39 protein-coding genes are annotated in these 25,305 nt (G+C 36.3%); 34 read left to right on the forward strand and 5 right to left on the reverse strand.

Going from position 1 to position 25,305, the window contains the following annotated elements; all coding sequences use genetic code 11:
- Positions 1–349: 349 nt before the first annotated feature.
- The 4 genes from L1267_RS18960 to L1267_RS18975 all read left to right on the forward strand — a co-directional run bounded on the left by L1267_RS18960 (position 350) and on the right by L1267_RS18975 (position 2,880).
- Positions 350–553: a hypothetical protein gene (locus L1267_RS18960; protein ID WP_235383786.1), complete on the forward strand. Its 204-nt coding sequence runs from the start codon at positions 350–352 to the stop codon at positions 551–553.
- Positions 554–612: 59 nt separating this feature from the next.
- Positions 613–1,992 (forward strand): RNA-guided endonuclease InsQ/TnpB family protein, encoded by a 1,380-nt coding sequence (locus L1267_RS18965; protein ID WP_235383787.1) that lies wholly within the window; start codon positions 613–615, stop codon positions 1,990–1,992.
- Positions 1,993–2,049: 57 nt separating this feature from the next.
- A complete protein-coding gene (locus tag L1267_RS18970; protein ID WP_235383788.1) occupies positions 2,050–2,361 on the forward strand; it encodes a hypothetical protein in 312 nt (103 codons plus the stop codon).
- A 90-nt stretch (positions 2,362–2,451) separates the two neighbouring features.
- Positions 2,452–2,880 carry a hypothetical protein gene (locus tag L1267_RS18975; protein WP_235383789.1) on the forward strand — a complete coding sequence of 143 codons (429 nt, stop codon included), beginning with the start codon at positions 2,452–2,454 and terminating at the stop codon, positions 2,878–2,880.
- A 38-nt stretch (positions 2,881–2,918) separates the two neighbouring features.
- Here the strand turns inward: L1267_RS18975 and L1267_RS18980 are convergent, their stop codons facing one another.
- Both L1267_RS18980 and L1267_RS18985 read right to left on the reverse strand, forming a co-directional pair.
- Positions 2,919–3,395: a hypothetical protein gene (locus tag L1267_RS18980; RefSeq protein WP_235383790.1), complete on the reverse strand. Its 477-nt coding sequence runs from the start codon at positions 3,393–3,395 to the stop codon at positions 2,919–2,921.
- An 8-nt stretch (positions 3,396–3,403) separates the two neighbouring features.
- On the reverse strand, positions 3,404–3,721 hold the full coding sequence (locus L1267_RS18985) for a hypothetical protein (RefSeq protein WP_235383791.1): 318 nt from the start codon (positions 3,719–3,721) through the stop codon (positions 3,404–3,406).
- Between the two features lie 163 nt (positions 3,722–3,884).
- Here L1267_RS18985 and L1267_RS18990 point away from each other — a divergent pair, with 163 nt between their 5' ends.
- The 8 genes from L1267_RS18990 (at position 3,885) to L1267_RS19025 (ending at position 9,305) form a co-directional block, all read left to right on the forward strand.
- A complete protein-coding gene (locus L1267_RS18990) occupies positions 3,885–4,649 on the forward strand; it encodes a DUF262 domain-containing protein (protein WP_235383792.1) in 765 nt (254 codons plus the stop codon).
- Between the two features lie 351 nt (positions 4,650–5,000).
- Positions 5,001–5,708 (forward strand): hypothetical protein, encoded by a 708-nt coding sequence (locus L1267_RS18995; RefSeq protein WP_235383793.1) that lies wholly within the window; start codon positions 5,001–5,003, stop codon positions 5,706–5,708.
- A gap of 97 nt (positions 5,709–5,805) precedes the next feature.
- Complete coding sequence (locus tag L1267_RS19000; protein ID WP_235383794.1) at positions 5,806–6,408, forward strand: hypothetical protein; 603 nt, start codon at positions 5,806–5,808, stop codon at positions 6,406–6,408.
- A gap of 1 nt (position 6,409) precedes the next feature.
- Positions 6,410–6,778: a hypothetical protein gene (locus L1267_RS19005; protein ID WP_235383795.1), complete on the forward strand. Its 369-nt coding sequence runs from the start codon at positions 6,410–6,412 to the stop codon at positions 6,776–6,778.
- 209 nt (positions 6,779–6,987) lie between these two features.
- Positions 6,988–7,554, forward strand: a complete 567-nt coding sequence (locus tag L1267_RS19010; RefSeq protein ID WP_235383796.1) for a hypothetical protein — start codon at positions 6,988–6,990, stop codon at positions 7,552–7,554.
- On the forward strand, positions 7,547–8,020 hold the full coding sequence (locus L1267_RS19015) for a hypothetical protein (protein WP_235383797.1): 474 nt from the start codon (positions 7,547–7,549) through the stop codon (positions 8,018–8,020). The genes L1267_RS19010 and L1267_RS19015 overlap by 8 nt, the downstream gene beginning before the upstream one ends.
- Before the next feature lie 87 nt (positions 8,021–8,107).
- Positions 8,108–8,812 (forward strand): hypothetical protein, encoded by a 705-nt coding sequence (locus L1267_RS19020; RefSeq protein WP_235383798.1) that lies wholly within the window; start codon positions 8,108–8,110, stop codon positions 8,810–8,812.
- 19 nt (positions 8,813–8,831) lie between these two features.
- Positions 8,832–9,305, forward strand: coding sequence for an A1S_2505 family phage non-structural protein (locus L1267_RS19025; RefSeq protein ID WP_235383799.1), 474 nt, complete (start codon positions 8,832–8,834; stop codon positions 9,303–9,305).
- A gap of 86 nt (positions 9,306–9,391) precedes the next feature.
- Here L1267_RS19025 and L1267_RS19030 read toward each other — a convergent pair whose 3' ends face one another.
- Positions 9,392–9,904, reverse strand: coding sequence for a hypothetical protein (locus L1267_RS19030; RefSeq protein WP_235383800.1), 513 nt, complete (start codon positions 9,902–9,904; stop codon positions 9,392–9,394).
- Between the two features lie 90 nt (positions 9,905–9,994).
- Here L1267_RS19030 and L1267_RS19035 point away from each other — a divergent pair, with 90 nt between their 5' ends.
- From L1267_RS19035 to L1267_RS19045, 3 genes are all read left to right on the forward strand, one after another.
- Complete coding sequence (locus L1267_RS19035) at positions 9,995–10,246, forward strand: hypothetical protein (protein ID WP_235383801.1); 252 nt, start codon at positions 9,995–9,997, stop codon at positions 10,244–10,246.
- A 39-nt stretch (positions 10,247–10,285) separates the two neighbouring features.
- Positions 10,286–10,627, forward strand: a complete 342-nt coding sequence (locus L1267_RS19040) for a hypothetical protein (RefSeq protein WP_235383802.1) — start codon at positions 10,286–10,288, stop codon at positions 10,625–10,627.
- Positions 10,628–10,714: 87 nt separating this feature from the next.
- Entirely contained in the window at positions 10,715–11,143 is a 429-nt protein-coding gene (locus tag L1267_RS19045) for a hypothetical protein (RefSeq protein ID WP_235383803.1), read from the forward strand.
- A 63-nt stretch (positions 11,144–11,206) separates the two neighbouring features.
- Here L1267_RS19045 and L1267_RS19050 read toward each other — a convergent pair whose 3' ends face one another.
- Entirely contained in the window at positions 11,207–11,746 is a 540-nt protein-coding gene (locus L1267_RS19050; RefSeq protein WP_235383804.1) for a discoidin domain-containing protein, read from the reverse strand.
- 175 nt (positions 11,747–11,921) lie between these two features.
- Here L1267_RS19050 and L1267_RS19055 point away from each other — a divergent pair, with 175 nt between their 5' ends.
- The 13 genes from L1267_RS19055 to L1267_RS19115 all read left to right on the forward strand — a co-directional run bounded on the left by L1267_RS19055 (position 11,922) and on the right by L1267_RS19115 (position 20,022).
- Complete coding sequence (locus L1267_RS19055) at positions 11,922–12,326, forward strand: hypothetical protein (RefSeq protein WP_235383805.1); 405 nt, start codon at positions 11,922–11,924, stop codon at positions 12,324–12,326.
- 12 nt (positions 12,327–12,338) lie between these two features.
- Positions 12,339–12,911, forward strand: a complete 573-nt coding sequence (locus tag L1267_RS19060; RefSeq protein ID WP_235383806.1) for a hypothetical protein — start codon at positions 12,339–12,341, stop codon at positions 12,909–12,911.
- A gap of 9 nt (positions 12,912–12,920) precedes the next feature.
- Entirely contained in the window at positions 12,921–13,226 is a 306-nt protein-coding gene (locus L1267_RS19065; RefSeq protein WP_235383807.1) for a hypothetical protein, read from the forward strand.
- Position 13,227: 1 nt separating this feature from the next.
- On the forward strand, positions 13,228–13,653 hold the full coding sequence (locus tag L1267_RS19070) for a hypothetical protein (RefSeq protein WP_235383808.1): 426 nt from the start codon (positions 13,228–13,230) through the stop codon (positions 13,651–13,653).
- 64 nt (positions 13,654–13,717) lie between these two features.
- Complete coding sequence (locus L1267_RS19075; protein WP_235383809.1) at positions 13,718–15,238, forward strand: hypothetical protein; 1,521 nt, start codon at positions 13,718–13,720, stop codon at positions 15,236–15,238.
- A gap of 58 nt (positions 15,239–15,296) precedes the next feature.
- Positions 15,297–16,799 carry a hypothetical protein gene (locus L1267_RS19080; protein ID WP_235383810.1) on the forward strand — a complete coding sequence of 501 codons (1,503 nt, stop codon included), beginning with the start codon at positions 15,297–15,299 and terminating at the stop codon, positions 16,797–16,799.
- 159 nt (positions 16,800–16,958) lie between these two features.
- The gene (locus tag L1267_RS19085; protein ID WP_235383811.1) at positions 16,959–17,486 is read left to right on the forward strand and encodes a hypothetical protein; all 528 of its coding nucleotides are present in this window, start codon (positions 16,959–16,961) and stop codon (positions 17,484–17,486) included.
- Between the two features lie 111 nt (positions 17,487–17,597).
- Entirely contained in the window at positions 17,598–17,960 is a 363-nt protein-coding gene (locus L1267_RS19090) for a hypothetical protein (protein WP_235383812.1), read from the forward strand.
- A gap of 8 nt (positions 17,961–17,968) precedes the next feature.
- Positions 17,969–18,235, forward strand: a complete 267-nt coding sequence (locus tag L1267_RS19095) for a hypothetical protein (RefSeq protein ID WP_235383813.1) — start codon at positions 17,969–17,971, stop codon at positions 18,233–18,235.
- Positions 18,236–18,255: 20 nt separating this feature from the next.
- Positions 18,256–18,558, forward strand: a complete 303-nt coding sequence (locus L1267_RS19100; RefSeq protein WP_235383814.1) for a hypothetical protein — start codon at positions 18,256–18,258, stop codon at positions 18,556–18,558.
- A 93-nt stretch (positions 18,559–18,651) separates the two neighbouring features.
- Entirely contained in the window at positions 18,652–19,200 is a 549-nt protein-coding gene (locus L1267_RS19105; RefSeq protein ID WP_235383815.1) for a hypothetical protein, read from the forward strand.
- A gap of 27 nt (positions 19,201–19,227) precedes the next feature.
- Positions 19,228–19,497 carry a hypothetical protein gene (locus L1267_RS19110; RefSeq protein ID WP_235383816.1) on the forward strand — a complete coding sequence of 90 codons (270 nt, stop codon included), beginning with the start codon at positions 19,228–19,230 and terminating at the stop codon, positions 19,495–19,497.
- Between the two features lie 108 nt (positions 19,498–19,605).
- Entirely contained in the window at positions 19,606–20,022 is a 417-nt protein-coding gene (locus tag L1267_RS19115; protein WP_235383817.1) for a hypothetical protein, read from the forward strand.
- Between the two features lie 470 nt (positions 20,023–20,492).
- On the opposite strand, the gene L1267_RS19120 is transcribed toward L1267_RS19115, so the two are convergent.
- Positions 20,493–21,029, reverse strand: coding sequence for a hypothetical protein (locus tag L1267_RS19120; protein ID WP_235383818.1), 537 nt, complete (start codon positions 21,027–21,029; stop codon positions 20,493–20,495).
- A gap of 146 nt (positions 21,030–21,175) precedes the next feature.
- Here L1267_RS19120 and L1267_RS19125 point away from each other — a divergent pair, with 146 nt between their 5' ends.
- The 6 genes from L1267_RS19125 (at position 21,176) to L1267_RS19150 (ending at position 25,037) form a co-directional block, all read left to right on the forward strand.
- Positions 21,176–22,978, forward strand: coding sequence for a hypothetical protein (locus L1267_RS19125; protein ID WP_235383819.1), 1,803 nt, complete (start codon positions 21,176–21,178; stop codon positions 22,976–22,978).
- Between the two features lie 25 nt (positions 22,979–23,003).
- On the forward strand, positions 23,004–23,288 hold the full coding sequence (locus L1267_RS19130) for a hypothetical protein (RefSeq protein ID WP_235383820.1): 285 nt from the start codon (positions 23,004–23,006) through the stop codon (positions 23,286–23,288).
- Between the two features lie 10 nt (positions 23,289–23,298).
- A complete protein-coding gene (locus L1267_RS19135) occupies positions 23,299–24,039 on the forward strand; it encodes an HNH endonuclease family protein (RefSeq protein ID WP_235383821.1) in 741 nt (246 codons plus the stop codon).
- 170 nt (positions 24,040–24,209) lie between these two features.
- The gene (locus L1267_RS19140) at positions 24,210–24,479 is read left to right on the forward strand and encodes a hypothetical protein (RefSeq protein WP_235383822.1); all 270 of its coding nucleotides are present in this window, start codon (positions 24,210–24,212) and stop codon (positions 24,477–24,479) included.
- The gene (locus L1267_RS19145; protein WP_235383823.1) at positions 24,476–24,766 is read left to right on the forward strand and encodes a helix-turn-helix domain-containing protein; all 291 of its coding nucleotides are present in this window, start codon (positions 24,476–24,478) and stop codon (positions 24,764–24,766) included. The genes L1267_RS19140 and L1267_RS19145 overlap by 4 nt, the downstream gene beginning before the upstream one ends.
- A 19-nt stretch (positions 24,767–24,785) precedes the next feature.
- Positions 24,786–25,037 carry a hypothetical protein gene (locus L1267_RS19150; RefSeq protein ID WP_235383824.1) on the forward strand — a complete coding sequence of 84 codons (252 nt, stop codon included), beginning with the start codon at positions 24,786–24,788 and terminating at the stop codon, positions 25,035–25,037.
- Positions 25,038–25,305: the final 268 nt, after the last annotated feature.

Raw genomic sequence — 25,305 nt, forward strand, 5'->3', positions numbered from 1 at the left:
TTTCATTAATTAAGTGTACAGAACTACTCGCAAGAATGTGTACTCGTAGCTCGAATCAAGATTCATTGGCTAATATAAGCAAATCTATAAATTCAAATGCTCGATACATACAATCAAACATCAAATCTTTTTCTGTACTATGTTTTGTTTTTAATGTGTTTAATGCTTTTGTATTGCTATTTATTGTTAAATCGCTATTCAACAAATTTGAAAGCACCTCTCTCAGTGTTAATTTTTTCCTCGCAATTGCAGCACTAATCACGACTATTACATTATTTACATATTTAGTTGGGCACTTTAAAAACAAACTAAACAATTATTCCGTTATGCATATGCAAGGCAATTTATCATGGACTTTATGATATATGCCTTCATTTCTAACTTAACCGGCGAGTTTAATATTAAACACCTTGCAATGGACGCTCTTGAAAAAGTAAGCGTTCGCACTTTCCCTGATAAGCTTAACTTTACTCTTCCCGAGCAAGTAGAGCTTGAACAAATGTTCGCCACATTCTCGCCTGCTTTAGCTGCGAGTCAAGGCGAACGGTCTTGACTTTAATGAAGTAGGAATTATTATGTACTGTATATGCATACAGTTAAATAGAGGGCGATTTGTTAACCGGTATTCGTTTTCGTGCCAACCCAACATCATATCAAAAACTTGTACTTAGCCAGTGGATGGGATGTGCGCGTAGCATTTGGAATGCCAAAGTTGACGAAGAAAAGTATTTCCGCACGTTTGCCCGTAAGTATTATCCAACGGGCACTTATGCTCCAATTGACCAGAAAACATCACAATTCAAGTCGAAGGAGTTAACTCCTTGGTTATCTCGATGCCCTAGTCAGATCATCCGCAACAGCGCAGTTAACTGGTATCAGACTTACCAAAAATTCATGAAAGGCATGTGTGGGCGACCTAAGCGTAAGCCTAAAACTGATCGAGGTAGCATCTATCTTACTCGTGAGGTGTTCAGCTTCGAACGTTGCGAAGATGGCAATCTCCGCCTGTTCATCGGCACAAAGACTAATAATGTTGGCTACTTATCGTTTAAGGTTCATAGCAAGTTCGAGATCCCAAACTCGCTTTATATCCGTAAAGAGCGTGGTCAATATTACGTGTCTTTCTGCTACGAAAACGGCAATAGCGAAGAAGAACTTCCTAGCAATGATGAACACCTTTCATTTCTTCAAGGCTCGACAAGAGAGTATCTGGAAGAACATACTATTGGTGTAGATCGTGGTGTTGCCATTCCTGTCCATGCAGGCTCTATAACGTTCGATTTCTGCGAAAACCAGAAAAAGAACATGAGCAGATCTGACCGCTACATTAAGCGTTTACAGCGTAAACTAGCGCGTCAGCAAAAAGGCTCGTATAGAAGAAATAAGACCAAACATCGCATTGCTACGCACCATGCTAAAAAGGCGAATATTCGTAATGATTTTGCTCATAAAACCAGTCGTTCACTTGTTGATAGTAAGGCTAAAGTAATTGTGTTCGAGGCTTTACGAACATCAAGCATGACGCGCAAGCCAAAGGCGAAGCAGGATGAACAAGGTCGGTATGTGTCAAACAAAGCCAAACAAAAGGCTGGGCTAAACAAGTCTATTTTAAACGTTGGCTGGCACATCATAGAGACTTACACCAAATACAAGGCTTACCAAGCAGGTAAGGCAGTATTTAAAATAAATCCAGCCCATACCAGTCAGGAGTGCGCTAAATGCAGTCACACTCACCCCGACAACCGTAAATCACAAGAGTTATTTGTGTGCGGTAACTGTGGCAATACTGACAATGCAGATAACAATGCGTCATTGGTTATAAAGAAACGGGCAACCAATCTCATTTTAGACTCTGGAACGGAGTTGTCTGACGATGGAGTTCTCAGAACTAAGTCAGATAGTGGACGTGGAGGCAATCGTAAGACTAGCCGAGCTAAAAGCTCGACTAGCGGTGTCCAACGAAGCGTCAAAAAAGAAAGGTTAGTAGCTTAGGCTATTATCTTGGAAGCTCGCGAGCTTTAGCTCCGAGTAGTTCACGATATTGATTACATGGCCGGTATTGAAGATGCATACAATAACCTATGCCAACGCTTTGATACTATCGACCTTGACGACCTTAGACCCGGTAACGACAATGCCGAGATCACAACGGTTTCTCGAAATCGAAATGTACATGCTCTAGTAGATGAAAGTGCGGATTACCTTATTAATAAGCAGCTATGGGAAGAGACTTTGCGTGAATCAGGTAATGACGAGGATCTTGCTTTATCAATGCTGATCGATAAAGATTCTGTTTGTCGCATCAATTATGAAAACAGTCTAGAAGTAACAACAGTACATGATTCGAATGTAATGTATTAAACCATTTTGGCCTCATCTTAATATTTGAGGCCAAATCCTAATTATCATCCAGATTCACTGAAATTTATACTTTCTAAGAGAAAAGCAGCTATGGCATCTAAATCTGAAAAACTATATCACGAACATCATGCTGAATTTGAAGCATGGTACACATCCATTCATCCTGAACATCAATTCAATTTTGAGTGGGTATACGTTCATGATTCAGGGTGGTTTAAAGAGGATATGGTTAATGGTGCTTGGGTTGTGTGGCTAGCTCTGACAGGCAAAGGCTGTCCTCCAAGAACAAATGACACTATCGAGTCACTTGCCACAGACATTCAACGCCACAATGAGGCTGGTCTTGCTTTAACTAAAAGAGCAAATACAGTCCTAATCCCTTATGCTAATAAATTAATTTCAAATGCCAAACTAGATGAGCTTAAAACGATGGTTTCAACATTCCCACCCTGTCCTACAAGAATGGTTTTAGCTGGCAAAATTGCTCTTGAAGAGCGTTATATCAGCACAAAAACTTAACGAAACGCCTCAATGTCGTTTCAACACATAAAACCTACTTAATGGCTTAGTCCTTTTACTTGTTTATTTATGAGTATTGAAACAAACACCAAGCTAAGTGGAAGAACAAATAGAGCATCATAAATACCAGCCCCACCAATAGCGCTATAAAATGCATTTTCAATATGAAAATAGGCCATTAAAACATCAGAAATGGCCATCGTTGAAAATGTACCTAAATAAACCCATTGAATGTTGAAATAGTCATAATGTTTTTTATTAACCACCATTCTTAAAAGCTTATAGGAAAAAACAATCAAAGGAAACGTCGCAACCAAGTGTAAGCTAGTTTGGTTATCATCTCTTACAACCCAACCTAACTCTAAGCCAAACATCACCCCACCAGCAAAACAGAGTGAAACAAGAAAGCTAACTGGGTAGATTGCGCTTACCTTTTTCTGATCTCGCAGAATGAACACGAATGCAATCAATGCCAACAAACACGGTATGTAGAAACCCATCACATTCGTGAACATACTAACTCCTAATTATGCACAATGGCGTTAAACTCGTAGCCACTTCGAATAACACAATCGTCAGGTCGTACTTTGTAGCCATGTAGTCCGTTATCACGAGCAAATTCCATGAAATCGTTTAAAGCCTTTTCGTTCTTCACTTCAATATGGCGATAAACTTGTCCATTTTCGTTTTCAACACCGATCAGAAAGTAGCTATTTTCCTTCAATTGTTCAACATCACTTTTATAGCCCTTAACGAAATCAATTACCTTTTCATCAAACGCATTTTCAACGCCTTTCATTCTGACTGTTTTAACTTCTTTGCATGAAGATAAAATACACATAATTAAACCTTAATACTCTTAAACACGAGAGTTCATTGTATCATTTTTATTTAAAATCATAAGTGAAATAAGATTTATTTTAGTAAAGCAATTATAGGCTCTTGCCTTTCATATCTTTTTTATGTAGAATTATCATATCAAGTCAAATACAGAGATAACGATAATGAACGAAATGGAATTAAACGCACTAACTGAATCAGAAACATACGTTACATCGTCAAAATCGACAATCGCTCATTTTCTTAATTTAAATGCCGATGGGCAATTAAATTTAAATCCCGATTATCAGCGCCCTTATGTTTATACTGAACCAGAGCAACAAGCGTTACTTCTTGCCCTCATTAAAGGTTTACCTCTTGACCATATTTCAATTGTTATAAACCAAGCTGAAATAATGAATGAAAACTATTGTATTGTCGTTGACGGTAAGCAACGCCTTACAACGTTCTTTCTATTCTTTTCGAATAAAATACCGCTCATTATGCCTGTGAGTGGTGAACACGTTTACTTTTCTGATCTTCCAAAGATTTTTCAAAAGAAACTAAAACTCACCACGTTCCCAGTAAATGAATTACACTCGACTTCTGAATCTAAATCGGTTTCATACATCGATCAGGTTCGCTATTTCTATAGTGTTAACTTTGCTGGTGTGCCTCAAAGCCCTGAGCATAAAGAGAAGATCCTTGACATTCTTAACAAGCATAACGAAAAAACACTGCCAGAGAGCTCAACCTTGAGTGTAGCCCCTGATGGTAAAGTGCCTGTTCAAGACCTAACCGAATTTACCCAATTAATTAGTGATAATAAGCCTTTATTACTTCAATGTAAGCACCACAGTGGCGTCTATGATAAGTTTGACTATGACAGCTATGTGATGAGAGACATCAAGAAGTTCATAGCTTCAAAGCAAGTTTTCTTTGAAGCATAATAGAATCTATCTGCCTCCGTCCTTGGATTGGGGCAGATTTTTTAGATAGTATCATGACCCCATTACTTAAAGAATTCTCGATAGCAGTGTTTCTTACGTTTGTCGTCCAATTTATTCTGATCCTGATCCATACTATTTTGTTTGGCAATCAGCCCATTAATTCATTCGCTTTACGCCTACTTTTTCTAGCTAACGCCGTAATTGTTCCTTTAATTGTCATAAAGCATTTTGAAGGTAATAAGAATAAACATAACTGAATTGAACCCAACCAAATCCAACATATATTGTTGCAATAAAAAGATATATGAGTTAAAATACTCATATAAACTATTAAGATGAACGGGTATATTTATGATTAGCGCTAGAAAAAAGAAACTTCTGGAATCGATTTCAGAGAGATTAGGTAGTGAGTCAATTGAGTACAAGCAAATTGATTTATTACTATCTATCATTAGCCCTGATGATTTTTATAAATTTCTTAAAACGGCTATTGAACAAAACTTGGTGCCTAATCCTTACTTTGACCGTTCAGTTTTTATTAAAAAATTATCGAATGACCCTAACAAAATGTCTGTAGTCTCGGCAGAAACGGCTCATGAGGCCGCTCATGCCCTCGACTGCACCGTTTCGGAGTTAAGTGAAGTGACTAACTTAAACATAATCTCTAAGTCTGAAATTATGATTAAGGCAGCTAACCACCGCAACTCTGTCTTTCATAATTACGAGTTAGAATTCAAACAAAAAAAGAAAGCATTTACTTATATTCAGCGCATTCTGAGTCCTGACGATGCTGAACTAATCATAAATCATACTCACTTTTTTATTCCTGAAAGTGCTGATTTAAAGCTATCAGAATTGGCTCGCAAGAAAATGCATAGTATTGGCATTACTGATGACAAACAAAAATCATTGGTTGATATTTACAAAAAGCTATCGAGCGCCACTATTCACGTAACAAAACAGAAGAACAAAGACGTTAGCGTTAGTGGTAAAGAGCCGCTTATCAACGTACTGCTAGATGGCGAATCTCACTTAAAGATATACCCGAATCATTTTTAAATCTTGAGTAGGTTAATATCTTTTTTTGTTGTAATTATTGATTTTGAAACAAACTTAATTTATACTTTTACCCATAAACAATAACAAGATAGAACTAATGAACACCATTACAGCAAAGAACATTAAAGCGTTATCATTTTTACAAATCGAAACCGAGTACTCTAACATCAAAGACATTATGCTTTTTTGCAACTTAGATGAGGGCGCTATTGAAGAATCGCTTGCATTCTTTGACGGCGGTGACGTATTTATCTTTGTCGATTTAAATGGTAATGAAATTGTAATTGGCGATTCAATCAATGTTAAACCGGGTGATTACCTTGTTCGTGATGAAAGCCAAGGTGTATTTGTTGTACCTTGTGGTCTATTTAATCAGCTTTTTTACACTGGGCATTCATTTACAAACACTGTAAAATCAACTCCAGAGACCCATGACTATAAAATTGAAGGCGCAGATTTCACTCTAAGCTTTGATAATGCTCACCCTAGCCCTGTGCGCTTAGATATTGATAAACGCTACAAGGTAACGGTATCAACTGATGTAGAGCATAATACAGGTGACATCGCATCAATGTTTGTAGGTACACCATGCATTGTAGATGATCGCTCTGTCATTGAAGTCGATGGTGCCTTTATTCTAGACAAGAAGAATCAACTTCGCACAGGTGTTCAACACTTAATCTTAATCAAGGAGTGCTAATATGCGCTTTGTATTTTCAGGCCAAACAGAGAAAGGTTCTTTCGACGAAAACTCTAATTGTGACGAGCACTTAAAAATAGTTGGCACAGATTTCACATTCTATACAGATAATGGCCACTGTAGTTTCTTAGGGCGTCGAGCTCCATGTGATGTGAAGCTTGCTAAAGATGTTAAATATGAAGTTATCATTACAACTAATGATGAAATCATCAGCCTTCTATCTGAAAATAAAGATCGCGTTGTAGGCTCATTCCGCGCTACCAAGTTGAAAGATAATGATTCAATGTGGAGCGACGGCGTACTCGTTGAAGATCACAAGAATAAGTTAAAAGAAAACCACGAGTATCAGGTTATTGTTTTACGATCATAGCTTCCTGTAAGGCCAGCAGGATTTATCTTGTTGGCCTACTCCAAATATCAATCACGATTCATCGCAAACATTCCCAAACTATAATAACTCTGATCACAACAATCAAAATTGCGATTCTTTCCTTGAATTAAAATATCTTTTTATGTTGTAATTACTATCTTGTCTACGGTATAATAAACTTAGTTTATGAAACACCCATAAGGTAAGATATGTCACTAAAACATCAATTCAAAAGTCTCGTAGATTCTATTAACGATTGCATTGCTGGTCTTTTGGAGAAGCACGGCACAAACGAATATAGTTCAAGCTTCAAAGCGCTTGATATGTCATATTTCAGCCTTGATGCTCAAGATGATTTTAGAAAAGAAATTCTATTAGATGGTTACGCAGTTAAATACATAACCGAACAAAATGAAGTCATTAATGAAGATGGTGGCATTACAAGTTTAACTAGTTTCCTAACTGAAATTAACCTTGAAGATTTTTGTGATGCACTAGATACCCTTGTTGAATTTGGGCCTCCAGAATACGAAGTACTTGTTCGCGTTAAAATTGAACACAATGATGGTGCCTTTATTGATTTAGATACCATATGGGACATCTCTGACGTTTCTGGCAATGTTATTTCTGCTGATACTTTAGTAAAGGTTACAGCTCGTTCCGCTAATGACGCCATTTCTATAGTAAAGAGCATGGATTTTTACCCAATTTTAGAAAACTCTGAATATAACCCAGATGAAACTGAAATTAGCTTCACGGTAGACAAGAATGTCTAAAACTAAAATTAAGCCACTACTATTTTCATACAATGGTGTTAATTATCCATTGTATGAAAATGTATCACAGCAATACTTTGCCATTGTTGATGGTTGTCCTATTTATACCGTTCGTTGTACTGGATGCGACGTCAATACGATTTCTAAAGAGGACTGCAAATTACTTCAACTTGCTATTGACTCTTTTATTGCTAACAATAAAAAATTCAGTTTGTGGCCTTACCGTAACCCGCCACATCTTGCCCAGCGAACGGAACAAGAGCTTGAAGCATTTATTGAACATCAAAAGAACGCTGTCATTGATTTTGACGCTGTAAAAGAACTTATTACAGAGATGGATGTATACAATATTAATAACAGGATTCATGTTTTTTGTTCTTACATAGATCTTGAATCTCAAAAAGAGGTGAAGTTCAATATTTGGGACTACGATTTAATCAATGAAATAGTTCCGTCAAATGAGTAAATCAAAAAGAAGATTATGGTTCAGTACGTACTATAAATAATTAGGTCAGTGTGGTAAAATTATCTTAACTTTAATAAGGTCGATTATATGAATACAATTTCTACTTTCACCATCAATTCAGCACTTCATGGCTCGCAGGTTGGTTTGTGGTTTAATGGCGCATTACTTTTAACTGCAAATGATAATTGCGAAGCAGATTTAGCTAAAATTGAAGCATGCCGTAAAGGCCTGATCAGCGCTTGCCCAAACTCTGAGGTTTCAGAATTCGAGTTACATCAAGTTGTAGATGACGAACCAGATAAACCTTTATTACAGAGCATTAGTGAGTTACTAAATGAGTATCAATTCGACCATATCGACGCTTTTGGGTGCCTTCCTAACGAATTTTATTATGAAGATGTGCTATTTTCGCATGAACACATTCCTTTGTTAGTCACGAATTTGATGGCTGTGCGCTTAGAGTGTGCATTAATTTATAAGCACTTAACTTCCTGCAAACAGATAGACGATGAAATTTTTGTCTTTGATCAGCTTAAGAATAGCTGGAACTCTATCGACACTTTCGAAGAGCGAACACCTGACTGTCAATCCGTTGATATTACTGATGCTTATATTTCTGAATCCTCGAAACTTAAATATCTAACGTGCAAAATTGCATTAGAGTTTGATGTTATGCAGGTTAGTCCAGAATCACTTGTTGCTGAAGCAATTCAATGTTCTAATTTTACCTCGCCTATTGATTCACTCCAGCGCGATATTCTTTTACATCTGAATTCTATTATGTCAATTTAAATAAAACTAGGTCAGTACCATGAGTCAAACTTACTATTTCTGGAAAGGTGATGAAATAACCTCAATGACAGGAAATAATATCTTTGTTTATGGTGCTAACCCTGAATTTAAAAATGGCGCTGGAGCAGCCTTAACCGCGCGTAATTTTGGTGCAAAGCCCTATGGTGGAGGCAGAGGAATTGTTGGCAATACATACGGGCTAATTACTAAAAATTTAACGCCGGGATTTTTAGAAAAAGAGACTGGAATTGTTTATCAGAGATACGGTCGGCGTAGCGTGAGTAAAAACATGATCTCTGACAACATAGATGAACTATACCAGTGCGCAATTCAGAACCCTCATTTAAAATTCTTTCTCGCATTCAAGAATACTGGTCAAAATTTGAATGGATACTCCAATAAAGAAATTTGGGAACTATTTACAAGAAATAAAACTGTACCTAGCAATATCCGATTTCATAACAGCTTTCGCGATCTTCTTGTGCACAATTAAAGAATGACCATGTCCCAAAAACGACTTCAACAACTCGTGCGATCAAGCCATTCTACAGATTCTCAGATAAATTCTATGAACTGTGGCTATTTTACATACATTTCACAAAATACAACATCACCTACCCCAGACAATACATACTCATTTTCGGGCTTTAATGCTGTACTGAACCAAACAGGTTGAGTGTCTAGCATTATCGTTGATATCAATTCTGTTCCTTTGTCTGTTTTCAGGAGTAAATTCAATTCGCCATTGTACTGCGGATACGGATCATTACCATACAAACCAAGGAATAGTTCTGTTTGTACAGTTATAGTCATTGTATTTTTTGAAGCATAAAAATTTAAACAACTATCACCGCCGTATAAGTCTGTTACTCCATCAGATAAAGTTCCGTTTAACACGCCATCATTACCCCAGTAGCCATTAACGCTCTGTATCAACACATCACCGATGACAGGCTTCGTATTTGTATCAGACTTGTTTGATTCTTGATATAAACTAAGGCCATTCAAGGATGATTTGAATCGTAGTTCTGTGACGCCACCAGCATAAACATTCATTGAAAATGCAAGTAGCAATAGTGCCTTAAATTTCATAAAAACCTCCTTAAAATATCTTTATTTGTTGCAATTACTGCCTCTTTTTGATATTATATAATTAATCAAACAGGTAAGGTAGTTAAAATCATGAATACAATTCAAAATCAACATAAAATCACTCAAGTTTTAGCTGAACTTAAAGATGAACAAGCTAAAATCAAAAGCGTTTTGTGTAATCGACAGTGCAATAAAGGGCTTACAAGCAAGGAGTGGGACGCACTCGAAACTCGTAAGGATGCACTTGACGAATTGATTAACACGCTAGATGGACTTGAAGATAATTACCAAGTTTTATTTGATACAAGAACTCTTGCTGATAGAGCAAAAGCTAACATCTAACAGGGAGCGCCTCACAAGCAAATGTGGGGCGATATTCGTATGGATATTAATTCAAACATCAATAATATCGTATGCAGTCTTATTTTAAAATCTGTCATTGAAAATACCAGTGATGCTATTCGTATTCCTGTACTTAAAATAATATCTAATCGAATGCAATTTGATAACCCTCTTGCTGCATCAACGGATTTGAATAATTTGTATCGACATCCTGAAGATTTGAGTGTTACGGATTCTGACTTGGCAGATCAAACTAATAATATGCATGCATTTAATATCATTGCAGATAATTTCGGCGAGATATTAAACCACTTACTTACTAAGTCGCATAGGAAGATGTTTGCTGCTTTCTTACATAAAGAAGTTGTTTTGGTTTCATAAATCTATCTTTTTTTGTTGCAATTAGTGCATGCATCTGCTAAAATTACGTTATCAAATCAAAAAGAACAACTTCTAAAAGGACTGCTAATGACTAATAACATTTTACACTTCAGTGAGGAAACTAATACGACCGTTTCTTTACTTGCTGACTTATTGAATGACTTACCTGTTAAAGAAGTGTGTGCAATTCGTAACACACTAGTTCCGCATGAAGTGGCCTTCATTTCAGAACATCCTGAATCAGATGCGCTAAGCTACTTAGAAGTTTACAAGCTCGATACCATTTTAAGTTGGGCTAAAGATAGTAATATTATTCCTTACAAAGCCGTTTCTCCCCTTTCTAAGGACATCGAGCGTAACTGCTACTATATTGTTGTCGATAAAGTTATTAATAAGGACTACGGTACTTTTGAAAGCGAAAAGGACGCGCTTATTCATGCCTTTTATGAGTTAGTCGTTAAACCCAAAGAAAGCAAAAACGTTATCCTTGCAGATACTACTGAAACAACAAAATAAACACCCTAACATTAAATTTTAGAATTAAAAAAGCCCTATCACCTATGTGTAGGGCGTTTCCATTTAAATAGGCTTGAAATATTGTATGGCCGTGTAACCGTTATTGTCTGTTCGACCTGTAAAGTAAAACCTAATTTGTTTTGCTGTTACAGGCTCAATCTTAATTGTTTGAAATAAATCACGCTGAAGAACTTGATTTAACGTTAAAACTGACTCCCATTGGCCAGACGAATTTTTTAACTGAACTTCCACATTTCGCGGATACTTACTTCTATTGGGACTGCCTTCATCATAATACCACTCAAAACCTGATACAGTTACAGGCTCTTCATAAGTGAAAATTAAATCAGCAAAGATACTTTTTTTCTGCAACCATGCCTCATCATTTTGAGAAATAGTATTATAAATCGTGCGTTCGCCATCGTAAGCACCATGAAATGTGTACGACAAGCTCGATGTAACACCTGCTGGCATTTCATCACCTGCCGACTTTTCTGTTTTAATTTCAGCATTAACGATAGAATCAAAACGCAATTGATTCTTAGCAAAACTAGGGGCGCTAACAATTGTAGCTACCACCAGCATACTTGATAGTAATTTCATTAAAAACCTCACATATAATTTATCTTTCGCATACATTCAACGGTAAATATGCATATGGTAAATAGTAACATAGTAAAGAACATGTCAATAACACTTTTATTAAGCTATCTTTTTATGTTGCAATTAAGGCTTATTGTGGTATACTGAACGTACTTAAATTAATGGGCATTTAACCATGATTCATAACGAGATAGCGACTGAGCAACGTGATTACCTAGGTCAACTGTTCCTACGTACATACTGCCTTGATTTTGCCAGAGATGATATTGAGCAAATCCTTTCATTTATCCCAATGAAGCGCAAAGACAAATCCGTGATCCGAATCAAGTTAAACGGCCATGGTACACATTACATTCTTGAAGTGCCTAACGTAAATATTATGGCGTTACCCGTTAATTCATTTAAAACGAATGCTGTCTCGATAAACCAAGGCAGCATAACAATTTCATTAGCTAACATGGTGATGGATACGGTTCGAGATATCGACACTATCCTTAGAGCCTGTGATTACTTAAAACTCAAATCCAACGAGCATAAAAGTATTCTTAGCACTTACAATAAAATGTTCAAAACTCATTAGAAGGAACTACCAATGTCAAGCTCAGTCACACTTTACGTCAATAACACAACTGCTAATAATGGCCAGCCACATTCGCTTGCATGCATTTCGAATGCGGTTTTAGAATTTGCTAAAAAGCAGGTAACTCACTCGTACCATGAGCATAATATTGCCCAGTTTGAACTAAACAAACCACTTCCACTAATCCTTAACAATGCTAAACCAAATCACTTTATTTATTCGCCAACAATATACGAAGGCAATGAGCATGAAACGCTTCGCACCCATTTTAAGTTATTTGTATCAACGCAATCGAATAAACAAACTGATATGAGCAGCTTCGGCATTGCTGGAAATCAAGTTTCAAGTAAAAACCCAATTCCACATGATCCTGCTTCACTTAGCTTGATGACAAATAACAACTATGATGCAGGATTGTATTTAGACAATGTTTCTAGTGCCGATAATTACATCACGATTAGCGTCAATGAGACCGATGCACTAAAAGCGTTCATGACAGAATTAGGCAAGCACTTGAAGCTAACTTTAGGCTTACCTGTGTTTATCCATCAAAAGTCATCTGACAACGCTGTAAGCACCATTTAAGGTTATAATATGTTTGAATCAGACATCGAATTTCAACAAGATTTTGTTAATCAAATGGTGTCTGATGATCCTCTTTCATTTGCCTTAAAAACACCGCCAGTTAGTCAAATAAAACTGTTAATTACCAAACATAACCTTAGCGGTATTGTTTGGTATCAAGACTTGCTGAGAGAGCTATCACAGCGCCCAGCAAGCGATCACATAAATTTGGTTTTGACTGTAATAAAACTAAACCAAGCTTATGACAATTCTATGCCCGATAAGGTTGATAGAATTAATCTTATAAATAATGAATTAAATAAAGTAAGAGGTTAATATGTCAGAATCACAAAACGTTTCATATCAGCGCGATGACAAGCTCACGGTTATCACATTTCAAACAACCAATTTTGACCGCGCTACTGAAAAAAAGATTAATAAATCAGATTGTAAAATTAAAGTTCACCAAAATATAAACGTTCTTCGTGCTGGCGATAAAGTCATTACTCTTCAAGGACAACGCCTTTCTAACTTCAATGTAAAAGTTGATGAAATCGGCACCCTAATTGATGGATTAATTTACGATTCATACAGAATCGTTGTACCAAAAGGCCAATCACCAGAAGCGTATATTGAGAAAGCAAAAGAAAAAATTCGCAAAGTTCGAAGCGCTGTTTTAGATGATTTTAACCAAGGCATTAAAAATATTGCTGAACTTGAGAATGAAGATTTTGAACTTAAATTCCAAGATTCCGATGACTAAAATCATAAATTAGCCTTTCCTGTATAATAAAATTAGATTAAATGAATTAAGGTCTTTTTTTATTATGCAGAAATTGCCCACATCTCCTGAACCTAAAAACGTCATCTCGGAAAAATACGGTAAATCACTTACTACCCGAGATGAGCGTTATATGGCTAATCTTATAGGATCAGTTTCACCAAGGTTCTATAAGTTCATGTCTATTGCCAGTGGTGCAATTCTATCAGGGTTTGCAAGTAATACTGTAAATAGCGAAACACTTATTTCACCATCCAATGCGACCTCTGCTTTTGCTGGTGGCTTAGCAGGATATGCCCTTCATAAGTATTTAACGAGGCCATCTTTCGCTAAAACATTTAGTTTAATGTCGGCCAACATTCAAAACGAATTGAATGATTTTGAATACCCTGCTGATAACCATTTAAAGTTATATTCAAGAAAAGGCACGAAACAAGCATTTTTATTTGCCAATTCTGAAATAAAATTAAGCATGATTGAAACCGCCCGAAAATATGCGTCAATCATTCCCTCATTCCATCGACGTCTAGATAAGCCATACATTCAAGAGTCAGAAAAAGACACTTCGCGAATTATGTTTGTTTTTCAGTTATTGAGTGATCTAGATAATGATTCAAGCCCTTTTGCTAGACGACTAAAAGAAGAAAATACATTCAACCGTGATGTTATTAAAAACCTTCTATCCGACAGTCATAAGTTTGCCAATTTAGTTACTGAGCAGACAAACTCCCCTAATGCCTTTGCAAAAGAGATGATCAAAGCGCTAGGGACTGATGCCGAATTTGTCATTAAAGAGTTCAGAGAGTACAACAAAGGCAAAAAAGAAGTATTCTTCCTACAGGTTGACGCCTATCATGATGCTTTGAAAAACATTCAAACCGAGAATGTATATAAAGAATTCAGTATGAGGTTTCTCGATATGATGGCACGTGGTTCAACTGGCGAGCTCGACAGAGACCCTAAAGCACTTGAACGTGTTCGAAACCGCTTTAGTGAATTTACGACATCACGGTTTAGCAGTCCCGAACACAACCAAAACCAACTCATTAAACTTTCTCAGTACAGTAATGATATTATCAGAAACTTAGATAAGTTAGCCGAAACAGGAAATATACGTTCTCTAAGTGAATCATTCAAAAGCCGAATCGGACTTCGAGGCGATTTATCTGGCTATTTAGATCCTGATAATAAAGATAAAAAGAAACAAGCCGCCGACCTGTTGGCTGCTCACTTCCTAACAGGAAACAACGAACAAACATACGAATTGAACCGAACATTTGAACGGATGTTTGTTGACTCATTCCTAAAGAAAATTCAATCCAATATAAAAGCATTCACTTCGAAGGACTTAGATCCTAAAGAGCTTGATAAACTTAACAACCAGCAACTTGCCGCTAAGCTTGATAATTATAAGTTGTCAGACTTAGAGTATCTTAACCCTGAAAACGCTACTGAGGCCATTATGATGCGGATCAAGGCAAGGCTGTACTATCAATTAAATAAAGAAAGCTGTGACGCGCAGTTTCATACAGCTGCACATCCAGACAATAATTCTTTTGAGCCATAAGTTAAAACGACATTCCTGTATAATAAACTTAGACTGATAAAAAAAGGCTTATTATATTATGCAGAAACTCCCTAAGATTCCAGAATCTCAAGAAACAATTAACGAGAAGTACGGCAATTCTCCTAAAACGAGCTCTGACCGCTACTCTTCAAATTTCTTGAGCTTAATGTCGCCCAAAAATTTTAAGTTTATGACAGTTGCAAGTGCTGTGCTATACTCTGGATTTTCGGTCTACTCTTCAAGCAATGATCCTACTGTATTACCTTTTGCAGCAGGTTTGGCAGGTTATGCGTTATATAAGTACGTAAATGATAAATCATCAAATAAAACATTTAGCTTATTGTCTGGCAATATACAAAATGAACTAAGTGATTTTGAATACCCAGCAGACAATCACCTAAAACTCTATTCAAGAAAAGGCACAAAACAGGCACTTTCATTCGCCAACTCGCAAATGGAATTTCGTATAAAAAAAGCGATGAAAAGCATAGCGTCATCATTACCATCATTTTTTGGCCGATTTGATAAACCATATATTCAAGTAACTGAAGAAGATGCATCAAAAACCCTATTCGTATTTCAAATACTTAGTGATCTTGATAAAGACAACAGTCCTTTTGCCAGACGACTAAAAGAAGAAAATACATTCAACAGAGATACTATTAAAGACCTTCTATCCGATAGTCATAAGTTCGCCAACTTAATGACTGAGCAAACAAACTCCCCTAATGCCTTTGCAAAAGAGATGATCAAAGCACTAGGGACTGATGCCGAATTTATTCTTAAGGACTTCAGAGACTACAACGAAGGAAAAAAAGAAGTATTTTCTCTAAATGTTGACGCTTATCATGATGCTTTAAAGAAAATTCAAACCGAAAATGTCTATAAAGAATTCAGCATACGATTAGTTGATATGATAGCACGTGGCTCGACAGGCGAATTCGATCGTAACCCTGATGCTCTTGAACGCAGTATTCAACGATTCAAAGAGTTTACAACACATAGATTTAGAAAACCTGAACACAACAAAAACGAACTTTTAAAACTTCACTTGCACAGTAGCAATATTTCCAAAAATTTAAGTCAATTAGCCCAGTCTGGAAATCTAAAAACCTACTGTAAAAAACTAGCTAATAAAATTGGCATAAGTGATGATTTTACCGATTACTTAGATCCTGACAAAAGTGACAAAAAAAGAGAAAAAGCCGACCAAATAGCCGTTCAATTACTCACAGGCAAGAATAAAAAGAGATATGAATTGAATCACTCTTTGGAACGTATGTTTGTTGATGCATTAACAAAAAAAATTGAATCTAAAATTAAAGAACACACATTAAAAGATTTAGATCCTAAAGAGCTCGACAAGCTCAACAACAAGCAACTTGCCGCTAAGCTTGAGGATTATAAACTGTCAGACTTAGAGTATCTTAACCCTGAAAATGCCACTGAAGCCATTATGATGCGGATCAAAGCTAGGCTGTACTATCAATTAAATAAGGAAAGTTGTGACGCGCAGTTTCATACAGCTAGACTTCCAGAAAGCGATACTTTTGAACCTTAGAAAAAATTCTATAAGGCAATACACTCTGATTTAAATTTTCCTATACGAATTTAAATCAGAGGATTGGAAAATACTTTCAAACAAAACATAAAAAGATATTGCGGCACGCAAAAAACGTGCTATAATTACCTTAATTAAACAAATCAATTAGGTAATGACATGACATTTTCTCAACAAACACTTGAAGCTCTTAAAGTTGTTTTTTCTACTCGCAACTATGCAGATGCTATCCTAAAGAAAAATGTTCCAATGTACGAAGTTGCGATTAGTAACGCAATTCACAAATACATTGAGCAAGTTGAACGTTCAGCATCATACATCGACTTCAATCTGACTCTAGTTAAGCTTGACGATGAACGTCTTGACGACAGTACACATTACCCATTACTTGACTCGGAAAGTCCAGTTGAATTTCCAGCTTGTCATCATATGGTTAAAACAACAGAGCGAGCAGCTTTTTATGCATCATTTATGTCATTTGTTCAAATGCTTGTTTGGCAGTACGATAGCATGATTAATGATGATGAAAAGCAGAAGAAATTTGGCTTCTCAAGTGTTGCAGAGCTTGAAAGTGAAATTGAGCGCTTAAGTTATGTTTATCAAGATTTAAGACTTTTACTTTCTATCAAGTCGGCACTTCCGTTTTCTAAAGAAGAAATCTCAGCTATTTATACAATTATTGATTAATTGTATAAAAAGATATTCTCATATTTAAATATGGGAATATCTTTTTTATGTTGCATTAAAGGCAGTATACTGTTAAAATTAATGCAGATTTATAAAAACATAAGGTCGATTATGAGTACTCAAAGTGCAGTTTTTTCTAACCAGTATGGTAAGGTTATTTTAACTCCTGTCACAGAGTTTATGCCTGTTTCTCGCATAAGCTATGAAAAGATCACCCAAGTTGCCGACAATCTTCAATCTATAACTGATCTTGAAAAGGTAGCGTTAATTACCGAGAATAAATATACACAGAGTTGCTTCCCTATGGCGCTTAATTTTAAGCATGGGTATGTCGTCTTGCATAACAAGAAAAATATGCGTCAGGCTTGTGTCTGTAGCGTTAAAATTGAATCTTTTAATATACCATCAGGCCGTTTGCCTCATGAAGAAATTGAATCATTAAAACCATCTACTCAACTTGCATTTGCTAGCTAGGAGCCACTATGGAAATCAATAACAACATTAAAAAAGTATTAATTGAAGTAGCACACCATAACGTGGGTGAAAAACTACCTGAGTTCGATGATACCCCTTTAACCGCAGTTGAAGAACATCTTTGTGATAGTGTATCTGAACTTTGTTTAAGTGCTGAGACACTAAAAGGTCTTGAAGATTCAGGATTCTCTGAACTTGCAGAGAAATTACAGCATCTTTCTAACGTGTCACAAACACGAAATTGGCTACTACATGAACTTGGCTATAAAAGCTAAGTTCAAGCTCACACACTTAAATGAAAATTCTAGTCTTAGGTTATGAATCAATTTCACGAGAATTAGTTAAAAGTCTAATCAATAGCAGGAAATTCCGTGACGTTGAGCAAATTAATCATACAGACCTAAAACGCTTTGAGGTTCAAAGTTCTGAACGTCAAATTTTGATACAAGGGCGTCTTTTAACTATAACTGATTGTTTTGGTATTGCTCTTGGATTTAAAATAGAAAGCGATAGTTACAAAAGCTATTTCTCCAATATAGCCAATATTTCTCCTTCCCTTGAGAATGCCTTTTACTACCATAAAAAGAATCCTCCATAATGAAATTTTTTGATTGTTTTCCTATTTTAATATTGATTAAAATATCTTTTTATGTAATAATTATCAAAGTTAAACAAACAAGGTAAGATATATATGAAAACTCAATTTACAGAACTAGAAATACGTAACACTGTTGACTCTGTCGTCTATGGCAATCCCGATGCAAAAACTAGCTGGGGCCAGAAACTTGCTTTCGCTATGATCGAGAAGCTTCCTTTGTTACTTTCAGACTTACTTTCACACGGTAAGGGCTTTAATGACTCAACCAAGAAGGCGTTTTGTAAATTACTCGATGTTGAACCTGTTCTAACGGCTACGGCTATTGATAACCTCATTGTACAGCTTTGCGGAATTTCTCTTCATGAACTCATTGCACACCGCAACATTCGTGGTGCTAAGCAAGTCCTTAAATTTAAGGCTGAACAGGTAGCTGATCGATACTCGAACCCCGAGGAAGCGCTTGATTTAATCCACCAGCAATATGCAAGCGGATATACAAAAATTGTAAAAGAAGGTCGTAAAACCTTTCTTTGTAACGCTGATAACCGTGGATTTCATTACAAAAGTGAAATGAAGGACTACGTAATTGCATACGTTGAGCTTAAGGACTTTGAAGCTGAACTAGAAAGCTTGAAGGCTTAGCAAACAATATTCTTGGTGCCTTATTTTATGGCACCAAGAACGAAATACGATTTTGGAGATAATATGCTAGCTAATGTATTAGGAATTGGTCAAGTTCAAAAAGAAGTGCTTTTAGCATTGTGCCGATATAAAGGTTGGAAGGCAGGTTGTGGCTGGGTACAAACAAATCGACTCAGAACATCCCATGTCTTAGACTCACTGGTTAATCGAGGCCTAGTTAGTGTCACTCAGGGCTCATATCAGCTCACCAAAGATGGTTATGACTTCGTAAGGAGCAAACTGTCGGCTAGACTATAGTAAGGCGCATCCACTGCATTTAATATCTTTTTTTTGCTTAAACTGTTGCTATTTTCTAATTTTTCTGCCATAATGCATACATCAACAAAACATAAGGTTAGGTCGGTTATGAATTTAGACGCATTTTTCCCAGACAGTCGTTCAAAAGTTACACTTTGGTATATGAGCCCTGAAGCATTTCGCTATTACGCAAATCAAAGCATTGAATTCTCATTAGAAATGGCTGAAAAATTTGATGATATTCCTTCTCTTGAATTAGGCAAGACTCATCTAGAATTAGGTGATTTATACATCCCTAAGTGTGACACCAACGATGAAGTAGTTTGTAGCCAAGTATGCAGTGATATTTTCGGTAAATTCCAAGCTGAAGTTTGGAGCCCTAGAGGCGAAGCTCGTGAATTAATCCAGAAACAAGGCTTATCTCATACAAGCATGACGACTGGTGACATCATTCAAATTGATGACCGTTATTTTGCGTACACTAAGTCATATGCGTATTGTGATATTACCCATCTTATCAAATAAGGTTGATAATGCGCCCTGTTACTGATTTAGTGCTATATACTAATTATCGGAATTCAGGGCCATGACGCAGCACACAATCACATTCGCAGTTCGAAATCTTGGTAATATTACAATTTTAATTGGTGCTTTCTCTGCTAATGCAACTGACATGGCACCTTGCCCTAGCGCACATTTTTCTGAAATTTCAGTACAAGGCGGATTATCATCATTAGATATTAAGCTTTCGAAGGGCGTTTACCCCATAAAAAATTAAGTACAAGTTTTTGATATGATGTTGGGTTGGCACGAAAACGAATACCGGTTAACAAATCGCCCTCTATTTAACTGTATGCATATACAGTACATAATAATTCCTACTTCATTAAAGTCAAGACCGTTCGCCTTGACTCGCAGCTAAAGCAGGCGAGAATGTGGCGAACATTTGTTCAACCAAGTTTGATAACTTAGCCATACTTAATTAACTCTTTTGATTAATACATTACAAAATATTGTATCATATTTGTACTTGAAGACTTTTCAGGACCATATACGACTACCTGATAGTTAGTCACTTCAGGTGTAGAATTATTCCAATTAAAATGCATACGTTTGCCATCATTCGTAATACTTAGTTTGTTCACTGAATCATGAAATGTGTATTCGCCAATTTTTTCATCGAATATATACAATTCAATTTGTGACGGAAGAACAGGCCCATCTAATTCAGAGCTTCTAAAGAACCATTCGAAACCCGTTAGAGATACTGGCTTTTCATATTCGAAGTTCATCACCATAGGACTTATTGAGCTTGATTGAACGTTTAACTTCTCGTTTTCAATGCTTTCCTTAAGGCTAGTTCCGTAAAATGTTAATGGCCCTTCATAGGTAATTTTATAGTCAGGTAAACTAACACATTCCTTTTTAGCACTTGCATTAATGGCTTGTTCCCCCGGCAAGAATGTTTCATCGTTTGCCGACGATACAAATGTTAAGCCAGCACTTGCAATAAATAATAAAACCTTAAACATGATCACTCTCCAGAACGCAGCTAAGCCACTAATTACAAACATCGATAATAAATAAAATAAAATATCTTTTTTTGCAGCAATTGTTGTCTTACTGCTTAATTTCGATTATAATACATACATATTAAAGCAGCGTAAAGGAATCCCCTATGTATATAAATGACTATGGAAAACTGAGTGAAACTTTCTTCAATTTAGTTAATAGTCCGCTTATTAAATGGGATGACCGTGAATGCTTTTACCGTAGCTCAACAGCTGAGTTACTTCAAAAACTAACAGAGCTGGATCCAACACTCTTTGTCGCTGGCTCATACCTGACTGAGCTTCTTAATGCATCCTCTAATTATGTGAGTTTTAATGTAAATTCTCTCTTGAACAACAGTGACATTAAGCAGTGGATTGATTCTTTCAGTACTTTAAAAAGTGAAACAGACAGCCTCTACTTAGAACAATTAAATACATTCCTAAACACAATTAACAATAGATATTTCTCAAGTGATGACAAGAACATGATTTCTCGCAATGACTGTGTCTTGCTTCTTAGAGATGCCTTATTTGCAACTGAGCTGAATGTTAACTGGATTTATAACTATGCCGATAAGCAAGATACGGTTAAAGCAAAACCTTCATCTGCCATATATCATTTCAATTCGTTCTTTCAGCTAGAACGAGCATTGCTTAATAAGGAAATTCCTTATGGGATACACGTTGGATTCGTCGCATCTAACAAATCACATAATAAAGTTGCAAATATCATTATTTACTACACGCCTATTAAAGCATTTGTACTGAATAAGGCCTATTTCGACCTCGAAACCAATTCCATGGTTAGCGACCAGCAATCGACAGCTGACATTTCTTACAATAAATACAGTGTACCAAGCCAGCACTTCCCTAATTGGAAAGTTTTGTCTAAAGGCATGACCGAGACCTTGGATTCTTCATTCAAATTTGCGACCTTGGATATTTTAAGTAATAAACAAAAGTTATGGTTTATTATGTCATTAGAGCTGACCGGAATTCTGGCTGACGACATTACTTTAGATGAGTATTCCTCATCCGCCGAATTAATTGAACATAGTCAACTTTCTATGCAATCTACGGGACTCATTGAATGGGCACCAAAATTTGAAATTGAACATAATACATTCGAAGATATTGTAGAAAACCTTATTCCTAAAAATTCTTTAAATGCAAAATGGTATCGTGAGCTTATTAAAGATGTATCAATAGACATTTTGCTGTCTGACCCCAAAAATAATGAACAGCGCTTTGTTGGGCTCGATTTAATAAACATGCTTCACACTGATGAATACACAAGTAAGTATTCAACCGAACCGAGCAGCGTCAAGAAATATATCTCTGACAACTTTGAAGAAGTTGGTGTCAATCTATTGCCAAAACCAACTAATGCCTTTGGCAATAAGGAAGACATTAAGAAAGCATACAATGCAACACTTCATGCAAATCTTCGCTGTATTATCGACACACTGGCTAAAGTTGCTTGGAGAAAAGAAGAGAAAGCTGTAACAGAATGGTTTGAAGCCAATCTAAAAAAGAGATTCGATCAGGTTGTTAGCTTCTATAAAGAACATAAAAATATCAGCAGTCTTGTCAGTCGTGATTATTTCGTAAAATATTGTCCGCAGCCTATCTCCGACCAATATAAAGCGTATAAACCCTGCTTTGAGGTTGATGAAATGAACAGTACCCATTCATTCTCAATGTTTTATACCAGCATTGGTAAGTTCGACAAGTTTAGTGGTAAATATAAAGGTTACAAATCAAAGTCACTTCAAGCAGAGTCGTTTATTGTTATGCCTATGCACTCTCAGGATTTGTGTAATATGTTTAATTGCAGAAAAAGCACGTTACCTCAGATACTTCAGGACTGGCATAGAACAAAGTCAACTCCATGGGTAAACAATCTCATAGCCCATGTATTTATTTAAAAATCAAAGATAAGGATAATATATTATGTCTCGTAACTTGGATAATGTATCGGATGATGAGCTAGTTTCTCTCGCACTAAACCTTGTGAACTTTTATCATTTCACTTTCTTTTCTGAACGTGATTGTGATGAAAAAACTGCTTTTAGCTTTATTCGTGATTTTATCTTCATCCTATTAGGTTTACACAACGAAAACGAACCCGTTGATGAGACAGACCTTATGCATGAATTTGTATCGCGCTTAAATACTGTAGCTGAAGCTAACAATATTAAAGATTGGCAATTTGTTAAACCTTGTATTGAACTATAAAGGAATTCTAATGAAAAATTTAATTACCGGGTTATTGTTATCTCTTGTTCTATTATCGGGGGCCACTAGTGCCGCTAGCGATATCGTTAAACAATCGAAATCTGGTATTTGTCACGATCAGACAAGTCCATATTACGTAAAAACAAAAAACTTCACCGCCTATAAGACAATTGACGACTGTCTAGATGCTGGTGGACGCTTACCAAAGAACGCTAGTTACAACATCTCTAAGGCGACAGAAGAAGCTTTACAAGAGAACCGCGCATTTACTTCACTATACAATCGCGATGACTGGGAACACTGGATAGACAATGGCAATGACTGCACGAATCTTCGGCATGAGCTTCTGATCAGTACTTCAAAAAAGCCTGTTACGTACACAAATTATAAGAAATGCTACGTTCGTAATGGTCAGTGGTACGACCCATATTCAGATAGTTTATTTACAAATTCTAGAGACTTAGATTTAGATCATGTCGTACCGTTATCATATGCTCATGGTCACGGCGGAAGTAAATTCTCAAAACAACTAAAGAAAAAATTCGCCAATGATCCTGAAAACCTTCTTTTAGTAGAATCTTCATTGAATCGCACAAAAAGTGATAAAGGCCCTACTGATTGGATGCCGCCTAATCATGCTTTTCGATGTGAATATCTTAAAAAATTCGATTACATAATGAACAAGTATGACTTAACCTATTCGCCCTCTGAAAAACGTACCGTTTCCCGCATGATGAGCGCTTGTAATTAACTTATAGTCCTTTCTATATTTTGTGGTTATTAGAACTTTAATAACCACACTCCTTATTTAGTCACTGCCTCCACAACATATCTTTTTAAAATTAAATACACCCCAAGCTTTTAAACACGTAAAGTATGTGCTACAATTATTTCATAATAAATAGAAAAGAACTTACTATTATGCATAAATATACAGCTGCTCGTTTAACGCCAATTAAAAGAGGTCATGCTTATGATTCAAGCAAAAAAATTGAATTCAAACCTGTTGGCCTTAGCCATGAGTTTGGTATTCATAATGACCGCCTATCGGTAAAACGTGCGGTTGTAGAGTTATATATGCCAGAACTAAAAGGTTGTAGTGACGAACATATTAAACGTTGCGCAAAAGAGTTCTTTAGTGGTTCTTCTCGTATGTACACTGTAATTAAACTTGAGGAAACTTATTCATGAGCGAAGTTAATGGAAGAAAAGTTAATTATTTCCGCCGACTATATATCGCCTACTTAATTTCAACTGGCACCAACACTGTTGCCGGACTATTAAATGAAACAGAGCTACCTAGGCGAACTCTTCAGGACACGCTTAAATCTTTATCCGACTTTGAAATCATTATTGAATCAAAAGGTGGAACCAAAAATCATAGTTACAGCTTAACCAATTGGGGCCCTATTGACTCTAAGTGGATACAGAGTAATAACGAGTACATTAAGCGAATCGCTCTACCAGAACGCAAATAAAAGCCATACGGAAAATACAATGAACAAAAAGAAAGTCAAAAAAGTACCATTTTCTCGCCTAACAGCTAAACAAGCAAAATCATGGTTAATTAACAATGATCCTGAAGGAGCAGATATTTGGAAAGAAATTTCTGGCAAAAAAGAGTTGATTGAAAGTGTATCGGATAATTTATCATCTTACGGTATCGATGAACAAGGCGGTCATATACTAATTACAAGCAATCAAGAGTGCTTCCAAAATTCTTTTGTAACACAAAGAAATCGGTATTAATCTCATCAAAATAAGCTCACAAAACGATTGTGAGCTTATTAACAATGAGGTATTTAATTAATATAGCTCTTATTCGAAAACAAGTTCTCCCAGATACACCCAATTTGCCGTCGTTAATAAAATCTTGTCAGTTACGATAGGGTGAACTACTCGGAGCTAAAGCTCGCGAGCTTCCAAGATAGTAGCCTAAGCTACTAACCTTTCTTTTTTGACGCTTCGTTGGACACTGCTAATCGAGCTTTTGGCTCGGCTAGTCTTACGATTGCCT

Source organism: Pseudoalteromonas sp. OFAV1 (genome assembly GCF_021532595.1).
Classification (GTDB): Bacteria; Pseudomonadota; Gammaproteobacteria; order Enterobacterales; family Alteromonadaceae; genus Pseudoalteromonas; species Pseudoalteromonas lipolytica_C.